At 40.5% G+C, this 21,424-nt stretch carries 11 protein-coding genes; 8 read left to right on the top strand and 3 right to left on the bottom strand.

Annotation, left to right across the window (positions count from 1 at the left end; all coding sequences use genetic code 11):
* The first annotated feature begins 148 nt into the window (after positions 1 to 148).
* On the top strand, positions 149 to 2,575 hold the full coding sequence (locus IMPJCBKJ_RS11205) for a VolA/Pla-1 family phospholipase (protein WP_054551463.1): 2,427 nt from the start codon (positions 149 to 151) through the stop codon (positions 2,573 to 2,575).
* 114 nt (positions 2,576 to 2,689) lie between these two features.
* A complete protein-coding gene (gene sohB / locus IMPJCBKJ_RS11200; RefSeq protein WP_166340351.1) occupies positions 2,690 to 3,706 on the top strand; it encodes a protease SohB in 1,017 nt (338 codons plus the stop codon).
* Between the two features lie 76 nt (positions 3,707 to 3,782).
* Here sohB and IMPJCBKJ_RS11195 read toward each other — a convergent pair whose 3' ends face one another.
* Positions 3,783 to 5,114, bottom strand: a complete 1,332-nt coding sequence (locus tag IMPJCBKJ_RS11195) for a dicarboxylate/amino acid:cation symporter (protein WP_054551461.1) — start codon at positions 5,112 to 5,114, stop codon at positions 3,783 to 3,785.
* Positions 5,115 to 5,307: 193 nt separating this feature from the next.
* Here IMPJCBKJ_RS11195 and IMPJCBKJ_RS11190 point away from each other — a divergent pair, with 193 nt between their 5' ends.
* Together IMPJCBKJ_RS11190 and topA are read left to right on the top strand one after the other, a co-directional pair.
* Positions 5,308 to 8,640: a hypothetical protein gene (locus IMPJCBKJ_RS11190; RefSeq protein WP_054551460.1), complete on the top strand. Its 3,333-nt coding sequence runs from the start codon at positions 5,308 to 5,310 to the stop codon at positions 8,638 to 8,640.
* A gap of 294 nt (positions 8,641 to 8,934) precedes the next feature.
* Positions 8,935 to 11,595, top strand: a complete 2,661-nt coding sequence (gene topA / locus IMPJCBKJ_RS11185) for a type I DNA topoisomerase (RefSeq protein WP_054551459.1) — start codon at positions 8,935 to 8,937, stop codon at positions 11,593 to 11,595.
* Between the two features lie 133 nt (positions 11,596 to 11,728).
* Here topA and IMPJCBKJ_RS11180 read toward each other — a convergent pair whose 3' ends face one another.
* Positions 11,729 to 11,971, bottom strand: coding sequence for a hypothetical protein (locus IMPJCBKJ_RS11180; RefSeq protein ID WP_054551458.1), 243 nt, complete (start codon positions 11,969 to 11,971; stop codon positions 11,729 to 11,731).
* 236 nt (positions 11,972 to 12,207) lie between these two features.
* Here IMPJCBKJ_RS11180 and IMPJCBKJ_RS11175 point away from each other — a divergent pair, with 236 nt between their 5' ends.
* On the top strand, positions 12,208 to 12,756 hold the full coding sequence (locus tag IMPJCBKJ_RS11175; RefSeq protein WP_054551457.1) for a TIGR00645 family protein: 549 nt from the start codon (positions 12,208 to 12,210) through the stop codon (positions 12,754 to 12,756).
* 54 nt (positions 12,757 to 12,810) lie between these two features.
* Here IMPJCBKJ_RS11175 and IMPJCBKJ_RS11170 read toward each other — a convergent pair whose 3' ends face one another.
* Positions 12,811 to 14,436, bottom strand: coding sequence for an alpha-glucosidase family protein (locus IMPJCBKJ_RS11170; RefSeq protein ID WP_166340349.1), 1,626 nt, complete (start codon positions 14,434 to 14,436; stop codon positions 12,811 to 12,813).
* A 683-nt stretch (positions 14,437 to 15,119) separates the two neighbouring features.
* On the opposite strand from IMPJCBKJ_RS11170, the gene IMPJCBKJ_RS11165 reads away from it, so the two are divergent.
* The 3 genes from IMPJCBKJ_RS11165 (at position 15,120) to IMPJCBKJ_RS11155 (ending at position 21,364) form a co-directional block, all read left to right on the top strand.
* The gene (locus IMPJCBKJ_RS11165) at positions 15,120 to 17,909 is read left to right on the top strand and encodes a TonB-dependent receptor (RefSeq protein ID WP_166340347.1); all 2,790 of its coding nucleotides are present in this window, start codon (positions 15,120 to 15,122) and stop codon (positions 17,907 to 17,909) included.
* A 105-nt stretch (positions 17,910 to 18,014) separates the two neighbouring features.
* Positions 18,015 to 19,511: a tryptophan halogenase family protein gene (locus tag IMPJCBKJ_RS11160; protein WP_166340345.1), complete on the top strand. Its 1,497-nt coding sequence runs from the start codon at positions 18,015 to 18,017 to the stop codon at positions 19,509 to 19,511.
* Positions 19,512 to 19,513: 2 nt separating this feature from the next.
* The gene (locus IMPJCBKJ_RS11155; RefSeq protein WP_166340343.1) at positions 19,514 to 21,364 is read left to right on the top strand and encodes a glycoside hydrolase family 13 protein; all 1,851 of its coding nucleotides are present in this window, start codon (positions 19,514 to 19,516) and stop codon (positions 21,362 to 21,364) included.
* The last annotated feature ends 60 nt before the right edge of the window (positions 21,365 to 21,424 follow it).

The following is a 21,424-nucleotide window of genomic DNA, read 5'->3' as shown; positions in this document are numbered from 1 at the left end:
CGAAAATTGAAACTTTACGTTAAGTTTAACTGGTCTAATGTCTCATTAATAACCTAATTACATTAAATTAACTTAGAATGAAGGTAGTAGAACCACTACTTTTAACTTTGAACACACAATAACAATAAGATTTGCGCGGAGCGAAATTATGAAAAAACTGCTACTCTCACTAGCCATTGCGTCAGCCATTACTGGCTGTGGTGGAGGAGAAACATTAGAAGATGTAAAAAATGATAATCCTCCTGTTCTCCCAACCGCGACAGTAAAATTTGACCCAGCGAATAGTGTTATCTCAGTGCCGAATGATTTACTTATGAGTGGTACGCTTGATGGTACTTTAAATATGCCGGGTGAATTAGACGACGACAATGTTAGTGTTGACCGTGCGGCCTATGCTGATCCACAACTTGCACTTGGTGCGCTTGATGGTTGGTCTACGCAAACTCCGTTTAAAATTGACTTAACTTTTCCTTCGGGTATCTCTCTTGATATGACATCTGCTGCTTCACCAGGCGCTGTGCGTATTTTTGAAGTTGTTATGGGTGCAAGCCAAACAGACGAAACCTGTTCACAAGTACCAGCTGGTATCGCTTGTAAATTAGTGTCTGAACTTACTTTCGGTGTTGACTTTATCACACAAGGTTCTGGTGATGCGGTTGCTGTGATCCCACTTAAGCCATTTAAAGCTGGCAGCACTTACATTAATGTTTTGACAACGTCATTAATGGACTCAGAAGGGCGCTCAATTGAGCCTTCTTCAACTTATGCACTCGTGAGCGAAGAAGCAACACTTATTACCGACTCACAAAAGTCACTTCAAGCGGTTATCAATAGCTATGAAAACGCAGTGACATCAGGTGGTGCAATCACAAAAGATGAAATCATTTACTCAGCAGCGATGACAATGCAATCAGCAGGTCAAGTGCTTGGAACAGTTAAGCAGCTTCTTGCTGCAAGTTTAACCCAAGATGCACTACCGACGCCTATGGTGCAAATTCCTGATCAACCCGTTATTACCGTTGAGCAAGTATTTGCATCACAAGGTATTACTGGTGTGTCACCTGTGTTTGGTGGTGTGCAGTATCAAAAAGGTAGCGTAATGTTACCTATGTATTTAGCTACACCAACTGGCACAACGGTTGATGATTTATCTGCGACTTACTGGCAAGGTTTATGTGATAGCGGTGTTGCGGTACTAGGTTATGCAGCCGCAGCGGGTGATTCATTCCCAACAGATCCTATTAGCGAAACTGATGGCCTGTGTATGGCGTTAAGTGAAGGCAAGTTACGTGATTTAGGTTTAGACCAAACTAAACACTTAACTAAGTACAACACAATTCCAAAAACACAAAGTATTGCTAATGTGCCAGTACAAATTACTAAACCAATTTTACCTGTAATTAATGCAGTGCGAGCTCAGCTCGGCTTAGACGCATTGAGCATACCTGAGACAGGCTGGCCAGTTGTTATCCTTCAGCACGGCATTACTTCTAAAAAAGAAGATATGTTAGCCATTACTGCACAATTAACACTGCAAGGCTTTGCAACAGCTGCAATCGATCATCCTATGCATGGTGAGCGTGGTGTAGATGTAGATGGCGACGGTACTGACGACTTTAATGCCTCTACTGGTTCTGTATTAAGCTATATGAACTTACAGTCATTATTAGTAGCCCGTGATAGCTTACGTCAATCAGTTGCTGATTTACTTGGTTTACGTTTAGGCCTAAGAACAGCAACAGATCTAAACTCACAGGACGTATCTTTCCTAGGTCATTCGTTAGGCTCGGTGGTTGCCCCTGCCTTTGTTGCTGTTACTAATGCACCGCTAGCTGACCAAGTTGATCCAATGTTCAACGTTAAAAGCGTAGCACTTGCCAGTGGCGGCGGTGGTATCGCAAGTTTCTTAATTGAGTCAAATACATTTGGCCCATTTGTTCAAGGCTCTGTATTACTTGCAGCCGGTACAGCTGAATCTGCTGAGTTTGGTGCTTATGCTCAAAATGAAGCGTTATCAAATTGTGGCGTGCTATTACCAGACCAAACTAAATTTGTCACATGTGCTTATAAAGAGTACGTTGGTTCACTAACAGTGGCAGGCGAAACAGAAAAGCTAGCAAACATTCAAAGTGTGGTTACTCAATTTGCTTTTGCTGCACAAACAGCACTTGATAGTGGCGACCCGTCAAATTATGCAGCCTCTGTTGCAGCGCTTGGCACGCCAGTGTACATGAGTGTAGTGGTTGGCGATGGTGCTAACAACAATGCTGATATGGTTATTCCACCAATGGTGGCGAGCAACCCAATTGCTGGTAGCTTACCTCTTGCTAACCTAATGGGCTTATCAACTATTGCAGAAACTCAAGGCCCGACTGCTGATGCAATGAGCTATGTGGTTAAATTCACAAAAGGCCATCACAGCTCTGTATTATCACCTGCAGCGACAGAAGATTCAGGTGCTACTGCTGAAGAAAGTGCAGCAGCAACAACAGAAATGCAATTACAAATCGCGACTTTCTTAGCAAGTCGTGGGCAGTATCTTCAAGTTACAAACACAGAAGTTGTTACTGAATAATTAAATGCTATTAATTACGTAATAACCAATTAAGTAAAAAGCCACATCATGTGGCTTTTTTTTGCTTTAAAGCGTGGTAAATTGTGCCGAAGTATTAATAAATGGAGAGTTTGATTGGAATTTTTATATGAATACGGGTTGTTTTTTGCAAAGACCCTGACATTTGTCATCGCAATTGCAGTGATTGTTGCCATTATCATGGGCGCAGCAGTGAAACCAAAAGCGAAGAAAGGGGAGATAACAATTGATGATTTAAGTGAGCAACTTGATGATCTAAAACAAAGCTTTATCGAAAATACCCTTTCTAAAAAAGAGCTCAAGGCTCATCAAAAACAGCAAAAAACTGAGGCTAAAAAACAGCAAAACGACGAGCCTAAATCGCGTTTATATGTCATTGATTTCAATGGCAGTGTTGATGCCCATGAAGTAGAAAGCCTACGCGAAGAAATTACCGCTATTTTAACCATTGCTGACAAAGAAAAAGACCGCGTACTGGTTCGCCTTGAAAGTGGTGGTGGTGTGGTGCACGGCTATGGCCTTGCTGCCTCTCAACTGCAACGCTTACGTAATGCTGGCATTCATTTAACGGTAGCTATTGATAAAGTAGCAGCAAGTGGCGGCTATATGATGGCCTGTGTGGCCAATGAGATTGTTGCAGCACCTTTTGCCATTGTTGGCTCGATAGGTGTTATTGCGCAAATTCCTAACTTTAATAAAATCTTGAAAAAGAATGATGTTGATTTTGAGCAAATCACCGCAGGTGAATACAAGCGTACGCTAACTATCTTTGGTGAAAATACCGATAAAGGTCGTGAAAAATTCAAAGAAGAAATTGAACAAACCCACGGTTTATTTAAAACCTTTGTGAATGAGCAGCGTCCATCTCTAGATATTGATACTGTTGCAACCGGTGAACATTGGTTTGCTACTCAAGCGTTTGATAAAGGTTTAGTTGATAAGATTGATACAAGTGATGATATCTTATTGAGCCAAGCTAAAAAACGTCAAATCTTTAAAGTAAAATACCGTGTTAAGAAGAATTTAAGCGATAAGCTCGCCGTCGGATTAAGTTCAGGGGTAAGTAAAGCGGGAGTGACTTTAATGTCTCGTTTAAAAGGCTTAAACCCTTAAATTTAAAAACATGAAAGTAGTATAAAAAACCCGCTTATTATTTAGCGGGTTTTTTTATGAGTTAATTAGTGTGAAATTAATTAATAGATTTATGGTAATCTTCTAAATCTTTAGCGGCATTTGGGTCGTTAAATACGTCCTCATCAAACTCACCTTCAGATTTTGCAACCACACAGGTCACCATGCAGTCACCGGTCACGTTAACAGCGGTTCGCGTCATATCAAGTAAGCGGTCGACACCAATGATGATAGCAATACCTTCTACAGGCAATCCAACTTGATTTAATACCATAGCTAACATAATAAGGCCTACACCCGGCACACCAGCAGTACCTACAGAAGCAAGGGTTGCGGTTAAAATAACCATCAGATAATCAGAAATCGTTAAATCTACTGCAAAAACTTGCGAAATAAAAACAGTCGCAACGCCTTGCATAATCGCCGTACCATCCATGTTGATGGTTGCGCCAAGGGGCACGGTAAAAGAAGCAACAGAGTTATGAGCACCTAACTTTTTATTTGCTGTTTCAAGGGTTATAGGCATAGTTGCGCTTGAGCTTGATGTACTAAATGCAAATAAACAGGCATTTTTCATTTTCTTTAGAAATGTAATAGGGTTTAGACCTGTAAACAGCTTAAGTAACAGGCTGTAATTCACAAAACCGTGAAATAATAAAGCAAAAACAACGACACCAAAATATAAGGCCAAGCTAGTGATAAGCTTTAAGTCAATGGTTGTAAATAATTTTGCCATTAAGAAAAATACACCATACGGTGCAATATTCATAAGCAGTGTTACAAGCTTTAAAATTACGGTATTTAAATCTTCAAAAACACTGGCCACTCGTTTACCTGCTTTTCCACTGAGTGCCATCGCAACACCAAATAACAAGGCAAAAACGATAACTTGGAGCATGTTGCCACTTGCCATTGCATCAATAGGGTTTGTTGGGAACATACCAATAATGACTTGCGCAAGGGTGGGAGCTTCTTTCGCACTATAGTTAGCATCTGAAGGTAAATTGATTCCCTCACCTGGATTCACTAATAACGCCAAGGTGATAGCAACAGTAATGGCGATTGCCGTTGTCGCTAAATAAAGCAAAATAGACTTACCACCTAGTCGACCTAACTTTTTTGGGTCGCTCAAGCTACAAGTTCCACAAACAAGTGATACAAATACTAAAGGCACCACAAGCATTTTTAAGCTTGCAATGAATATTTGCCCGCCAACATGGAAAATACCATCAACAAAAAAAGCTTTAATAGGTAAAGAGAATAACCCTAATGGAATAAGGAAATCGTCTTCACCCGCTAAAATGGCTTGAAAGATAAAACCAACAACTACACCAAGTACCATACCAACCATGATACGAGATGTAAGGCTTAAAGACCGTACTTTTGACATACACCTAATCTATCTTGTTATAAATTTTGTCATAGACTACCAGCATAAGGATTTTTATACAGAAAAATTCGATAAATAATTAAATTAATTCGTTAAGAAATGAATAAAAAAATGATTATTTTCGGACTGATTTTAGGTTAATATTAGGTAAATAATAAAACAAAGTTTGAAATAGCTAACTAGGGAGAGGTCAATGCCTTTATTTCGATGGCTAAGTGTAATAGTTTTCAGCTCATTATTAGCTGCATGTGGTGGCGGTGGCTCACTGGAAAGTGATGGTGGTTCGCTTGATGGTGGGGATGATTCAACAGCTGAAGCTAGTTATGAAATTGCAGTACAAGGTTTTTCGCTGTCATCTGGTGAACAAGATAATCAGGTAACAGCTGACTCTCCGTTAACAATATCTGCTACATTAACAAATAATGATGAAGCTGTTGCTGGGGTTGTTATTAACTTTAGCTTAAACGGCGATATTGGTCTTTTAGATCCAGTATCTGGAACTGATCTAACAGATAGCAATGGTGTTGCTTCTATTAAACTTACGGCAGGTGATACTGCTGGCGCTGGCATAGTAACTGCTACCTACGCTCTTGATGGAGATACCTATAGCGACACATTTGGTTTCACATCGGATGGTTCAGAATCAGATGATTCAAGTGTGAGTGGCAGCGTCACATTAAACCTCGCTATTACAGACACTTCTGGAGCACCGTTTACTGTTGATAACCCTGTAAGCAAAGATAATAAAGGTACAGTCACAGCAACTTTGCTTGATGAAGAGACGCCCCTTGCAGGTCAACTTATTTCATTTAGCACTAATTTTACAGGTAAAATTACGCCTGTTTTAGGAACCGCTCTAACAGATTCAAATGGTGAAGCTTCTGTAACACTGAGCAGTGGTGATGCGAAAGGGGCAGGTCAAGTTGTAGCAACCTATACAGATGAAAGCGGTAATGCAGTCACTAAAATTGCTGGCTTTATTTCTAATGGTGATGAAGCCCCTGATGATGCTATACAGTATTCGGTTACAGCTTCTCTTTTAACTGGTTGTGTCCCTTCTTGGGATGACAATAGAAGTAACGTAAAACTAGACCCGACCTCAATAGCATCAGGCTGTAGCATAACTAACTCGGTATCGAGTGCTGAACTTGCTGATTTATTTATTGAAGTAACAAATCAGCAAAGTGGTGACGCTGTTGCTAATGCACTAGTAGAAGTAACAACTGATCTAGGGACAGTCCTTCCATCATCAGGTCGAGCGTTGACTGATAGCTTTGGTGTTGCACTATTGAAAATCCAACCTGGTAACACTGGCGGTGCAGGAACAATTACAGTATCTGCTTTAGATGAACAAATTAGCACTAACTTTGCAGTAGGTATCGCAGATTTAATTCTAGAAGTGGACAACGGCCTAAATGTTGACTCAAATGGTGATGTAATTCCTCTTAAAGCTGGAGGAAGTACAATTATTGAGGTCACTTTAAAGGACGAAGAAGGGAATTTATATACCACACCAACAGATGTAGAATTTAGTTCAACATGTGTTGATAACAATAATTCAAGTATTGATGCCTCTGTAAAATCATCAAGCGGTATAGCTAGTTCTACCTATAGAGCCAATGGTTGCGGAATTGATGATGTTGTTAATATTACAGTCGAAACGGGCGGAAAGAACTTTACTGCTTCAACGATCATCCCTGTTGAAGTTTCAGCAGTACAATCAATTCAGTTTATCGACGTCTCAGAACCGGTAATTGCTCTTCCTCCAGGTGAAGGTGGCTTACCTACACAGTCTGTCGTTCGCTTTAGATTATTAGATGCCGACGGCATTGTATCGCCACAGCAGCGAATTGACTTTAAGTTAACAGACTCAACTGGTTTAGCTGGTTTGACTCAACGTACAGCGAATACAGACAATGATGGTGTTGTGCAAACTACGGTCACTTCAGGTATTGTGCCTGGTCCTCTTGTAGTTAAGGCTTGTTTTGTTTCAAAAACAGATGTTGCTGCATTACCAGAAGGTGATGATTTATCATGTTGGACAGATGAGGTGCAGTTGTGTGCAGATGAACCAACAAATGACATTTGCCCTGAAGGAACGCTTCACCTCGTACCACTAGCAGAGCAAATCAATGCAGTATCATCGCAACTTGCATTATATTCAGGCATTACGGATCAAAATAGTTTCGATTTAAGCCCTCAAGTTTTTAACCCTAATGCACTGAATTACAATGGAATTACTAATAGTCTTACGGTTTATTTTGGTGACCAATTTAATCAATTTAATAGTAATGGTGTCGAATCAACAGTTTTGACAGAGTCAGGCGTTGTAGGTCCACAAAGTAATGAAGCGGTGTGTCGTACTACTGACGCGTCATGTGTAGTAACGTGGCGTTCACAAGGTGAGCGACCGTTCTATGATTACAAGTGGGGTAATAGAATTGGTGAAATCGATGGTAACTCTGCAACTACCGAAGGTATAAACCCTAAGACGGGTGATGTTAACTGCGATCCTTATTTTGAAACTGCAGCGCCTTGTATCGGGACATTAGTTCGCGCTAAAAACGATCCTAATGGTGTTATACGAGGCGGAAGAACAAGTATTATTGCTGTTGCAAAAGGTCAAGAAAGCTTTGTCGATGAAGAGTCATCAGATGGAATAACTAGGCGCAATGGTTTATTCGATATTGGCGAATATTACACATTATATGACTTACCAGAAGCGTTTAATGATCATAATGAAAATAGCACTTTTGACAAGGCGAACTGCAGTGATGCAGATAGTGATAGTTACGATCCGAACACAGATCAATGTTCTGAATTAAACTCGCGTGGTGGTCATAACGAAACATGGCGTGATCTTAATAATAATGGAATTTATGACGGTGCAGATGGTTTGTATAATGGCTTATTGTGTAGTGAAGCTGCCTTTAATGCAGGCCAGTGTACCCGTGATTTAATTGAAGTTCGTAAGCAAATTGAAGTTGTCATGTCTGGTGATGATCCATATGTTCGCTTTGCTGTATTAAAATCCAATGAAGTAGTATCTGCTCCATATGAGGTTTTAGTGCCTGCTGATTGTTCGAGCACAATAGCTGGTGTATTTGAGGTATCTGATAATGTGTTGTGGTGCGATGCCGCCTCTATTGATTTATCTGAAGTATCTCGTGCTAACCCAGACTATGATGCAACAGACCCCGATGAAACAGATCCTGAGACCTTAGAAGTGGGTTTATCTAGTATCAATGTACGTATTTTTTATAGTGATGAGTTTGGTAATCCACTTCCTGCTGGAACTGAAGTTTCGCTAACGGCCGATAATGGAGATTTTTCTATAATTGAGCATGAGGAAACGATTCCGAGCACAAATCGTGACTCAACAATGTATTCTGATGTTCGAATTGCTAGGGAGTCTGATGGTAACCAAGATCAAGATGGTGTGCTAACTATAACTTTCCAATTTGAAAATCAGCTTGGCGGAACTAAAACGGTGAGCCGATCGATTTCAATAATCGATGATAAATAAAGTTAAATCTTAAAAAATGCCAACCAGAAGGTTGGCATTTTTGTTGCTGTTCTATATATTCCCCTTGAAATTACCTTAAAACACCACATTGACTAAATTAGCAACAAAAATTGTTTAATTATTCAGTCAATGAAGAAAAGTTTCTATTAAAAGCTTGTAACAATTGGTGTTTGTAGATATACCTATAAATATTCGTGCTCCAATGATAAAAATCATACTTATTTGTTTAATGTGATTGATATACATTTATAAGGGCAAAAAACTTTTAAAATACTCGGTCAGAAATAGGCAACTATGGGCAAATCACTTGTAATTGTAGAGTCTCCTGCAAAGGCAAAAACAATTAATAAATACTTAGGTAACGATTTCATCGTAAAGTCCAGTGTTGGGCATGTGCGTGATCTACCAACTTCAGGTTCAGGCAAAACAAAAACTGCAGCGACTAAAACCCCTGCTGAAGTTCGAAAAATGTCGCCAGAAGAAAAAGCTGCCTATAAAAAGCAACGCGACTATAAAAATTTAGTTGCTCGTATGGGTATTGACCCTGAAAAAGGCTGGGAGCCACATTACGAAGTCTTACCGGGCAAAGAGAAAGTTGTTCAAGAATTAAAGAAACTTGCTGAAAACGCCGATAAAATCTATCTCGCAACCGATTTGGATAGAGAAGGGGAAGCGATTGCATGGCACCTCGAACAAATTATTGGTGGCGAGCCTGAAAAATATAAGCGAGTTGTTTTTAATGAAATTACTAAAAATGCGATTCAGCAGGCATTTGAAACACCCGGTGAACTAAACACTGACATGGTTTATGCGCAACAAGCGCGTCGTTTTCTTGACCGAGTCGTGGGTTTTATGGTGTCGCCATTACTGTGGGCTAAAGTAGCACGTGGCTTATCAGCCGGTCGTGTGCAATCTGTTGCAGTACGTTTACTTGTTGAACGTGAACGCGAAATCAAAGCATTTATCCCCGAAGAGTTTTGGGATATCCACGCTGACGTTAAAAATACAGAGGCAGCTTTACGCTTAGAAGTTACTAAACACGCTGGCAAGCCTTTTAAACCAGTTAATGAAGAGCAGGCGATGTCTGCTGTTAGTGAACTCGAAAAAGCTGACTACAAAGTCATTAGCGTTGAAGAAAAGCCTAGCAAGAGTAAACCGAGCGCACCTTTTATTACTTCAACCATGCAACAGGCTGCCAGTACGCGCTTAGGTTATGGTGTTAAGAAAACCATGATGCTTGCTCAACGCTTATATGAAGCGGGTCACATTACCTATATGCGTACCGACTCAACTAATTTATCGAAAGATGCAGTTGAAATGTGTCGTGATTACGTGACAGAGCAATTTGGTGAAAAATATTTACCGAAAGCACCGATTAGTTATAGCTCTAAAGGCAATGCACAAGAGGCACACGAAGCGATCCGTCCTTCTAGTGTTACCGTACTATCTGGTCATTTAGACGGTGTTGAAGCAGATGCTAAAAAACTTTACGAATTAATTTGGCGCCAATTTGTTGCCTGCCAGATGGTTCCTGCTGAATACGATCTAACCACTTTAACAGTGGGTGCTGGCGAATATCAGTTAAAAGCTAAAGGTCGCGTTCTTCGCTTTGATGGTTGGACAAAAGTCCAACCGGCTGTTCGTAAAAAGAATGAAGAAGATCAATCACTGCCAGCAGTTAAAGAAGGTGATGTTTTAACGCTTGTTGAGCTAGATCCTAAACAACATTTTACAAAGCCACCTGCACGCTTTAGCGAAGCGAGCCTAGTTAAAGAATTAGAAAAGCGTGGCATTGGTCGCCCATCTACGTATGCATCTATCATCTCTACGATTCAAGATCGTGGTTATGTGCGTGTTGAAAATCGCCGCTTCTTCGCTGAAAAAATGGGCGAGATAGTTACAGACCGCTTAGTTGAGAACTTCGAAGATCTGATGAACTTTGACTTTACCGCTAAGATGGAAGGCCGTCTCGATGATATCGCAGAGGGCGAACGTGTTTGGACACAAGTACTTGATAGATTTTACGCAGACTTTTCAACACAGCTTGAAATTGCTTCAGGTGACGAAGAGCAGGGGGGCATGCGTCAAAACCAAATGGTCGAAACTGATATTGATTGCCCTACGTGTGGTCGTAAGATGGGGATTCGTACCGCATCAACGGGTGTATTTTTAGGTTGTACTGGTTACAACTTGCCACCTAAAGAGCGCTGTACTACAACCATGAATTTGGTATCAGGCGATGAAGCTATTGCTGCGGATGTCGAAGACGTAGAAACTGAATCTCTAATGCAAATGAAGCGTTGCCCAATTTGTGAAACGGCAATGGATTCATACTTAATTGACGAAACACGTAAGTTACATGTGTGTGGTAACAACCCGGCATGTAAGGGTTATATCGTTGAGCAAGGCACCTTTAAAATTAAAGGCTACGACGGCCCTATTATCGAATGTGATAAATGTGGCTCAGACATGCAGTTAAAATCTGGTCGTTTTGGAAAGTACTTCGGTTGTAGTAATGAAGAGTGTAAAAATACACGTAAGTTACTCAAAAATGGTGAAGCTGCGCCACCAAAAGAAGATCCAGTTCACTTACCTGAACTTGAATGTGAAAAGTCAGAAGCTTATTTTGTACTGCGTGATGGTGCGTCAGGTATTTTCTTAGCGGCTAATACTTTCCCTAAATCACGTGAAACGCGTGCGCCTAAAGTGGAAGAATTAAAGCGTTTTAGAGATCGTATTTCTGAAAAGTTTTATTATCTTGCTGACGCACCTACACAAGATCCTGATGGAAATCCTTCAGTCGTTCGCTACAGCCGCAAAAATAAAGAGCAGTATGTAATGAGTGAAGTAGATGGCAAAGCCACAGGTTGGACCGCCCACTACCAAAATGGTAAATGGGTAGAAGAAAGTAAAAAGAAAGCGCCTGCTAAGAAAAAAACAGCAGCCAAAAAATAAATCGCCAGATTATATAATCGAAGTCGCGGCGTAATGTCGTGCAAACTTATTGTTAATTTGAGATGCAAATAAAAAACCGGAACGCACATCATTGTGTCATTCCGGTTTTTTCATATTCTAAGTAAACGTAAAATTAGATTTGTACGTCTTTTACTTTTTTATAGCCTTCAGCTTCAAGCTCATCGTTTACACATTTTAATACGTATGGCTTTAATTCTTCGTTGCTGATGTCATCATCTTTTGCCCAGTTTAAACACATTTCAGTGTATTCTTTGATCATTTCAGCTGATGCTTCAGGTGCTTCGTTAGCGATTGCATTCGTTGCTGACACGCTTAAAACAGGTGCCAAAATTAGTGCTAGCAATGCTTTTTTCATTTAATTATTCCTAATCAAAAAATTAATTATCACTGGCTAAATGCACAGTAATGGTGCGCAATGTGTATGTCACTTTGCTTGAGTGAATTTATAAACTAAATTTCAAAAAAAGATAACGAAATTTTTTTATCGTAAAGATAAGCAAAAAATAACCACTATTTTGCCTCTAATGCTGGTAATCGTAAGGTCAAAACACGTATTATCGCGCTAATTTTAAAAGAAAAGTGAACTAACTTATGTCTGAACAAGGGACTCATTCAAAAACAAAGAAAGTACCAACCAAACTAGAACAAGTTGTAGAGAGTTTTATTTTTCGCTCGCGTTGGTTACTAGCGCCATTCTTTATTGGCTTATTAGTCGCTGTGGTATTACTGTTGCTAAAGTTCTTTAAATATTTATACAGCATGGCTTTAAATACGTTCACTGCGTCAAACCAAGAGCTTTTGGTAGGTATTTTGACTTTAGTTGACACTGCGCTACTAGCTGGGCTTTTGCTTATTATTATTTTTAGTGGTTATGAAAACTTTGTTTCAAAATTAAATATAGAAAACCATGAAGATAGACCAGTTTGGATGGGCAAGGTTGGTTTCTCTGGCCTTAAGATGAAGTTGATTAGTGCAATTGTTGCAATCTCGGCTGTGGAGCTTTTAAAGGTATTTATTAGCTCAAACAACCATTCAACAGATGAGTTACTCTGGAAGGTGTTAATTCATGTCACGTTTGTGGTGTCGGGGGTGTTGTTTGCTCTTACAGATTACATTAATAGTAAAACCATGAACCACTAATACCACGAAATAAAAAAGCCCTGCATTGCAGGGCTTGGTTTTAACAACTGATTTTTAATTCAGAGTTGCGTAAAAGCAACCAAACCCGGGCAGAGTGACTGTATTATTGTTTAATTCAGCTGTGTGATGAGAGATCTCTGTATGCTGTGAAGACACAGAATCAGAGATTGTCAGTTCGCTACTTTTTGCACCTAAGTTGAATGCACAAAGCATTTTAGTGTCGTTAAGCGTTCTATAAAAAGCAAGCACAGGCTCTTGTGTTTCGATAAATTCAATGTCGCCTTCAAGCAGTACGTTCTTATCTTTACGCCATGCCATAAATTCACGATACGCATTCAAAATTGAATCTTTATCTTGATCTTGCGTGTTTACCGCAACTGATTTGTGTGCATTGCCTACAGGTAACCAAGGTTTTACTGTAGAGAAACCAGCTTGCTCAGCATCTGCTGCATCCCATGGCATTGGTGTACGACAACCATCACGGCCTTTAAAGTTTGGCCAGAATGTAATGCCGTATGGGTCTTGTAAGTCTTCAAATGCGACTTCAGCTTCACCTAAACCAAGCTCTTCACCTTGGTACATACACACGCTGCCACGTAAAGACGCTAACAGGGCAGTAAGCATTTTACATTGCTGCGGATTGATAATGTTATCTTTACTCCAGCGGCTAGCAACGCGTTCTACATCATGGTTACTAAATGCCCAACATGGCCAGCCTTCGGTCATACGCTGCTCAAGAGTACTAACTGTTGTACGAATATATTCAGCGCTATAGTCGTTAGTCAGTAGCTCAAAGCTATAACCCATATGAAGTTTGTCACCACCTGATGTGTATTCAGCCATGGTTGCGAGTGAATCTTCAGATGAGATTTCGCCTAATGCAACGGTACCAGGGTACTTGTTTAGTAGGGCACGAATGTCCTGCATAAAAGTCAGGTTTTCAGGTTGTGTATTATTGTAGTAGTGATACTGGAACGCATAAGGGTTGTCTTCGCTAAAGCCACGGCCTTGACGCTTCTCAGGTGGCTTAGCCGGGTTGTCACGTAATTGCGCATCGTGATAGCAAAAGTTAATTGCATCTAAGCGGAAACCATCAACGCCTTTCTTCAGCCAAAACTCAACATTGTCTAATACAGCTTTACGTACCTCTGGATTATGGAAGTTTAAATCAGGTTGTTCAGTCAAAAAGTTATGTAAATAATATTGACCACGACGCGGTTCCCACTGCCATGCAGGACCACCAAAAATAGATAACCAGTTATTTGGTTGTGTACCGTCAGGTTTGGCATCTGCCCACACGTACCAATCTGCTTTATCGTTGATCTTATCTTCACGGCTATCAAGGAACCATTGATGTTGATCTGAGGTATGGCTCAATACCTGATCAATAATGATCTTAATATCACGTTGATGAGCTTGTGCAATGAGTTCATCAAAATCATCAAGGTTACCAAATAGTGGATCGATATCACGATAGTCACTGATGTCATAACCAAAGTCTTTCATTGGTGATTTAAAGAAAGGTGAAACCCAAATAGCATCAACACCTAGGCTTTTAATATAATCAATGCGATCAATGATACCTTTGATATCACCAATGCCATCGCCATTGGTGTCTTGGAAACTGCGCGGATACACTTGATAAATAACCGCACCTTTATACCACTGCTTTTGAGCCATGTTTTTCTCCATCGTGACACTCAGAGTGTGTAAACTATAAGGCAACCATTAGTCGTATATGTTGCCGGAATGTCAAAAGCATACGTGAAGGGTGTGATACTGTAAAAACTCTGCATACGTATGCACGCCAAATTCACCTCTGTCCTCAGTAAAACTTATTAACTTGATTTAAAATTGAGCAGCATAAATTTAGCGCCGTAAAATTTACCAATTAGTAAAGTAATTGTCTTATTCAAACTCAAAACGCCAGCGTGGTGCATAATATAGCTGGCTTACACCAGAATGGTGCAATGTGATTATTGGTAAGACCAATTATCATTGTTCCATGTGCGTTCCTATTATTATTGCGTTAAGTCACCATTTAAGCGGGGTAAATGGCCTAGTACCTATTTCTGTAACCAAATTGGGGGCGAAAATATAGCGAAAATGTTTCATTACTATTAATTTACACAGTAAAATTGATAAATCATTTATATTCAATCGGTTATGGGGTGAACTTGTAAAGATGGTGTTAATATTTGTAATGATGAGCTACGCTGAATACGTATGCATAAATTTGTTAAGAAAATAACCAGGGCGTTAATATTTAATTCGACAACAAAATCAGTCAGCGAATAACAGCTATTATGTTCATGAATAACTGCAACACGTTGACATTACAATTTGGGTAATGGGAAAACATCATGTCTATGTTCAAACCAAGTATATTAACTCTGGCTTTAACAGCCGCAGGTTTAAATAGCTTTGTAGTGTATGCTGCAGAAGAAGACCAAAAAACAAAAAACGACAACGTTGAAGTTATCGAAGTAAAAGGTTTTCGTGGCAGTGTTGTAGAATCTATTAATACTAAACGCTTCACTCCTGAAGTTGTTGAGTCAATCTCAGCTGAAGATATCGGTAAATTACCTGATTCATCAATTGCAGAATCGATTGCACGCCTTCCTGGTTTAACAGCACAACGTCTAGACGGTCGCGCTAGTCGTGTAAGTGTTCGTGGTTTCAGTGAAAACGAAAGTGCAACAACATTCAACGGTCGTGAGCAAGTTTCAATCGGCGACAACCGTGGCGTTGAATTTGACCTTTACCCATCAGAAATTATGAGTGGCGTAACGGTATACAAAACCCCAAGCGCAGGCATTGAAGCAGAAGGTATCGCTGGTGTTATCGACATGCAAACTGTTAAACCTTTAAGCAAAGGTGAGCAAGTTATCATGTTCAATGGCCAGTACGAACAAACGGGTTTTGATAAATTAAACCCAGACGGTGACGACCAAGGTTTCCGTGGTACGTTCTCATATATTGATCAATTTGCTGATGACACAGTTGGTGTTGCATTTGCATACAACACGATGAGTTCTCCAAACCAAGAGAAACGTTGGAACGCATGGGGTTACCCTGAGTTTACAGGTGAAGATGGTAATACGTACTCAATCTTAGGTGGTGCTAAGCCATTCGTACGTTCATCAACGCTTGAACGTGATACAGCCATGCTTGTTATTGAAGCTGCGCCGACTGAACGCCTGAACATGACCTTTGATGCTTTATATGTAGATTTCTCTGATGAGAAAATCTTACGTGGTATCGAAGTGCCATTTGCATGGGGCCAAGGTTCAATTGACCCAAGTTCAGCTGTTGTTGACGCAGATTCTGGTTTCATCACAAGCGCAGTAACAGAAGGCCAACGTGTTGTTGTTCGTAATGACTACGAAGAGCGTAACGCGGAGCTAACTCAGTTTGGTTTTAATGCAAAATACGACATCAGCGATGATTGGTCAGTAGAATTTGATGTAAGCCGCTCTGAAGTTGAGCGTCAAATCTGGAGTATCGAAAGCTACTCAGGTACAGGTCGTGGTGATGCAAATGGTGTTGCTGATACGATTGGTTATGAGTTTGACGGTGGTAACACAGGCGCACAATTCAGCCATAACCTTGATTACAGCGATTATGACTTAATTCAACTTGGTGGCCCATTATCTTGGGGTGCAAGTGCTGCACTTAACGATAAGTACGGTCTAACTGATACTGCTTATCAAAATACTGCGCAAGATGGTTTCATCAATGCGCCAGAAATCAATGATGAACTAAGCACATTGAAACTTGCGGCTAGCAAAGTACTTGATAACGCGTACATCAGCCGTGTGTCATTTGGTATGTCTTACCGCGACCGTGAAAAGAGCAAAGTGTCTGAAGGTTACTTCATGACATTAAAAGACTTCTCTTTATCAAACCCGGGTATGTTATCAATCCCAGAGCAATACCGTTTAGGGTCAGCTAGCCTTGATTTCATTGGCATGGGCAACATGGTTGCTTACGATACCAACGGTCTAGTGAATGATGGTTACTATAGCCTGCTTCAAGAAAGCTTAACTGATTCAAAACACAAGACACAGTCTTGGACAGTTCAAGAAGAAGTAACAGCGTTCTTTGCTCAAGCTGACATTAATGCAGAGCTGGGCTCTATCCCTGTAACAGGTAACGTTGGTGTGCGTTATGTGAAAACTGAACAGTCTTCACAAGGCTTCGCAGCTAACACTGTGGATGGTTTAGTTGTTGTATCACCAACAGATGTAAACCATGACTACAGCCACTTCTTGCCAAGCATCAACTTATCATTTGCAATTGATGAAGAGCAAACAGTACGTTTTGGTGCCGCGAAAACCATTTCTCGTGCTCGCTTAGACGAAATGAACGCGTCAGTTAACGCTACTTACAATCAACAACCAGATGAAAACGGTAACTATTGGAGTGTATCAGGTGGTAACCCTGAGCTTGAGCCAAAAGAAGCAACTGGTTTTGATTTAAGCTACGAAAACTACTTCCATGAAGAAGGTTACTTCGCTGCAGCTGTATTCTATAAAGATATCACTCAGTGGATTTTCGATGGTACTTATGAAATCGACATGAGCGGTGTAGCTGATCCGTCTACTGGTGAAATTCCTGCGACTTCAACTGGCACAGGTTCAGGTAAAGTGAACGGTGGTTCTGGTGACCTATGGGGTTATGAGCTTTCATTAACTCTACCATTCACTATGTTCAGCGAGTCACTTGATGGTTTTGGTTTAATCGCAAGCCATACAGGTGTTGAGCAAGACTTAACTGACCAAAATGGTAACGATTATGAGCTACCTGGTTTATCTGACCAAATCGATAGTTTAACAGTTTACTTTGAGCGTAACGGTTTCCAAGCGCGTACTAGCATGCGTAAGCGTAGCGACTTTAAAGGTGACGTATACGGTTTAGGTTTTGCGACTACACAAGTTGACATTAAAGGCGAAACAATTTGGGATGCTCAAGTTGGTTATGACTTTAGCGAAGGCGGTGTAGAGAGCCTTGACGGTTTATCTGTCACTTTCCAAGTACAGAACATCACAGAAGAGCCGTTCACGTCACTACAAGGTGATAACTCACTTCAAGTACGTGACTACCAAGACTACGGTCGTACATTCCTGTTAGGCTTCAGCTACAAGCTGTAATTAGCTAAAACAGCGATAGAAAATTGCCCTTGTGATTTGTTTTACAAGGGCTTTTTTATATCAGTGAGCTACACTCAATGAATAGAAATTGGCGTTAGGTGTACTATGGAAACAAAAAAAATAACCAAGGTCGTGATTGCCGGTGGTGGCACAGCAGGGTGGATAACCGCTGCATTACTTAATAAAGTACTGGGCAAAGTAATTGATATCACGCTGGTAGAGTCAGCAGAGATTGGCACTGTTGGTGTAGGCGAAGCAAGCATCCCACCTATTTTGCATCTAAATGGTGCGCTAGGCATTTCTGAAAAAGAATTTATTAAGGCTACTGGTGCCACGATTAAGCTTGGTATTGAGTTTGAAAATTGGCGCAGCCAAGGCCACAGCTATATGCATGCCTTTGGTGAGATAGGTAAAGATTTTCCGTTTTGTGAGTTTTATCATTTTTGGCTAAAAGCAAATCAAACACAAAACGCGCCTGACTTTTGGGATTTTTCACTTAACTACCAAGCAGCAAAAGCGCATAAATTTGCTCACCTTAAGCACATTCCTAACACTCAGTTGGCGGGCTTACATTATGCCTATCATTTTGATGCCACTCGATACGGCGAATTCTTAAAAGAGTTGGCGCAATCACGGGGCGTTAAACGCATTGAAGGCAAAATTGAATCGGTTAATCAATGCCATCAAAGCGGGCATGTTCGTTCTTTGTTACTTAAAAATGGCGAGCAAATTGATGGCGACTTATTTATTGATTGCACCGGTTTGCGTGCTTTATTAATAGAGCAAACACTTAATACCGGCTTTGAAGATTGGTCGCATTGGTTACCGTGTGATAGCGCGATTGCGGTGCAAAGTGAATCAGCTTCGGATGCAATTCCTTATACACGTTCAATTGCAAGAGACTCAGGCTGGCAGTGGCAAATACCATTACAGCATCGAGTAGGCAACGGGCTTGTGTATTCTTCTCGTTTCTTATCAGACGAAGCGGCAAAACAACAGCTCTTGGATAATTTACCTGCCAAACCACTGACAGAGCCGCGTGTTATTAAGTTTAAAACAGGCCGCCGTTTAAAGCAGTGGCATAAAAATGTGGTATCGGTCGGCTTATCAAGCGGCTTTTTAGAGCCATTAGAATCGACCAGTATTCATTTAATTCAAAGTGCAGCCATTCGTTTAATTAAGTTTTTTCCTCATCAAGGTATTAAACAAAGCCTTGTAGATGAATTTAATCAACAAAGTAAAACAGAATTTGAGCGAATTCGTGATTTTATTATTCTTCATTACAAGCTTACTGAGCGTGATGACAGTGCGTTTTGGCGTTTTTGTAAAGGCATGGATATTCCATGCAGTCTCAGAAAGAAAATTGAGCTATTTAAAACCAGCGGCAAGCTAATTAGAGAAGACGATGAGCTCTTTGCCGAAATCGCATGGCAGCAAGTGATGATAGGGCAAGGGCTTATTGCAGAGGATCACCATCCTTTAACAGATGCGTTATCTGATGAGCAATTAAATGAGTTATTTAGCAATTTAAAAACCTTGATTAATAGCACTGTCGAGCAGTTGCCGACCCACAATCAATTCTTAGAAAAAGTACAAAATTAATTATGAAAAAAACACAAACATTTTTAGCGTTAACAACCGCATTTACACTTTTTAACTCAACAGCAAGTTTTGCAATTACTGCGTCACCAGAAAACTGGTGGGTAGGGATGCAAAACGACTCATTACAAGTCATGCTTTACGATAACAATATTGCTAACAAAGCGTGGCAAATGGTGCCTTACAAAGGCGTTGAGTTTAAAGGGGTGACAACAACAAATAACCCTAACTACGCGTTTTTAGATTTAACCATCAGCGATAATGCAAAGGCGGGAACACTGACTTTTAAAGCTGAAGACGGCACCACCTTTACTTACCCATTAAATGACCGTGATAAGCAAAGTGCCAATCGTCATGGCTTTACAAATAGAGACACGCTTTATTTAATAAACCCTGATCGCTTTGTAAATGGTGACCCAAGTAACGATAGTGTTGCAGGTATGCAGGAGGCTGCAAACCCAAGCTTTAAAGGTGGCCGACATGGCGGTGATATTCAAGGTGTTATCAATAGCCTAGATTACCTTGAGGACCTCGGTGTAACGCAACTTTGGTTAACACCGGTGCTTGAAAATGACATGCCAAGTTATTCTTATCATGGTTATGCTATTACTGATTTTTACAAAGTTGATCCGCGTATGGGCAGTAATGCGCTTTATAAAACCTTATCGGCAGAAGCGAAAGAGCATGGTATCGGCTTAGTGATGGACATGGTACTTAACCACTTTGGTTCATCGCATCAGTGGATGAGTGACATGCCAACGGCAGATTGGGTTAACTTTGATGGCAAGTTTGAAAACGGTAAAAATGCCACTAGTCACGCCAGACAAACAATTCAAGACCCTCATGCGAGCCAATACGACAAACGTCAATTTAATGATGGTTGGTTTGTTGAGACGATGCCTGATTTAAATCAGCGCCAGCCGTTAATATCAACGTATTTAATTCAAAATGCCATTTGGTGGATTGAATACGCCAACTTAAGCGGCATTCGTGTTGATACCTATTCATACTCAGATAAAGCATTTTTAGCCGATTGGACTAAAGCGATAATGACCGAATACCCAAACTTTAATATTGTTGGTGAAGAGTGGACAACCAACCCAGCAATTGCATCTTATTGGCAGCGTGGCAAAGTCAATCAAGATGGTTATACCTCTGAGTTACCAAGTGTAATGGACTTTTCATTACAAGAGGCGTTGATCCAAGCACTTAACGAAGAAGAAAGCTGGAATACAGGTTGGGTTAAAGTGTATCAATCGCTGGCGAATGACTTTTTGTATGCTGATACAGATAACATTTTAGTGTTTGCAGATAACCATGACATGAGCCGTGTTTACACTGAGCTGGGTCAAGACCTAGCAAAAACTAAATTAGCCATGACGCTGCTGTTAACAACTCGTGGTATTCCACAAATCTATTACGGTACTGAGCTGCTGCTCGATAACACACCTAGTAATGACCACGGTGATATTCGCATTGATTTCCCGGGTGGGTTTAAAGGTCAAAAAGCGAATGCCTTCACAGGTAAGGGGCTTTCAGCTGATCAGCAAGAGATGTTAGCTAGCATGAAAAAACTGCTTAAGCTTCGTCAAGAAAAACCAGCGTTAAGCGAAGGTCGTTTAATGCATTTTTCACCCAAGCAAGGCGTTTACAGCTATGTGAGAGAGCACAATGGCCAAACTGTATTGGTTGTTCTTAACAAAAACCAACAAGCTATTGATTGGGATTTAAGCTACATGCAAGAAGTGCTGAAAGGCAATAATAAAGGACGCGATTTAATCAGCGAAGAGCGTGTTGATCTTGCTGCGCCAATCCGCTTAAAAGCTATGCAAGCACGCTTAATCGAACTTGAATAATTGCAACTAATAGGCTGAATACGTATGCATTTACTGTCCGTATGCAGCCCTTAACATTAG

The organism is Pseudoalteromonas sp. MB47 (assembly GCF_011319765.1).
GTDB lineage: Bacteria > Pseudomonadota > Gammaproteobacteria > Enterobacterales > Alteromonadaceae > Pseudoalteromonas > Pseudoalteromonas simplex.
The sequence above is the reverse complement of the archived record's forward strand: the minus strand, read 5'-3'. Positions and strand labels throughout refer to the sequence as shown.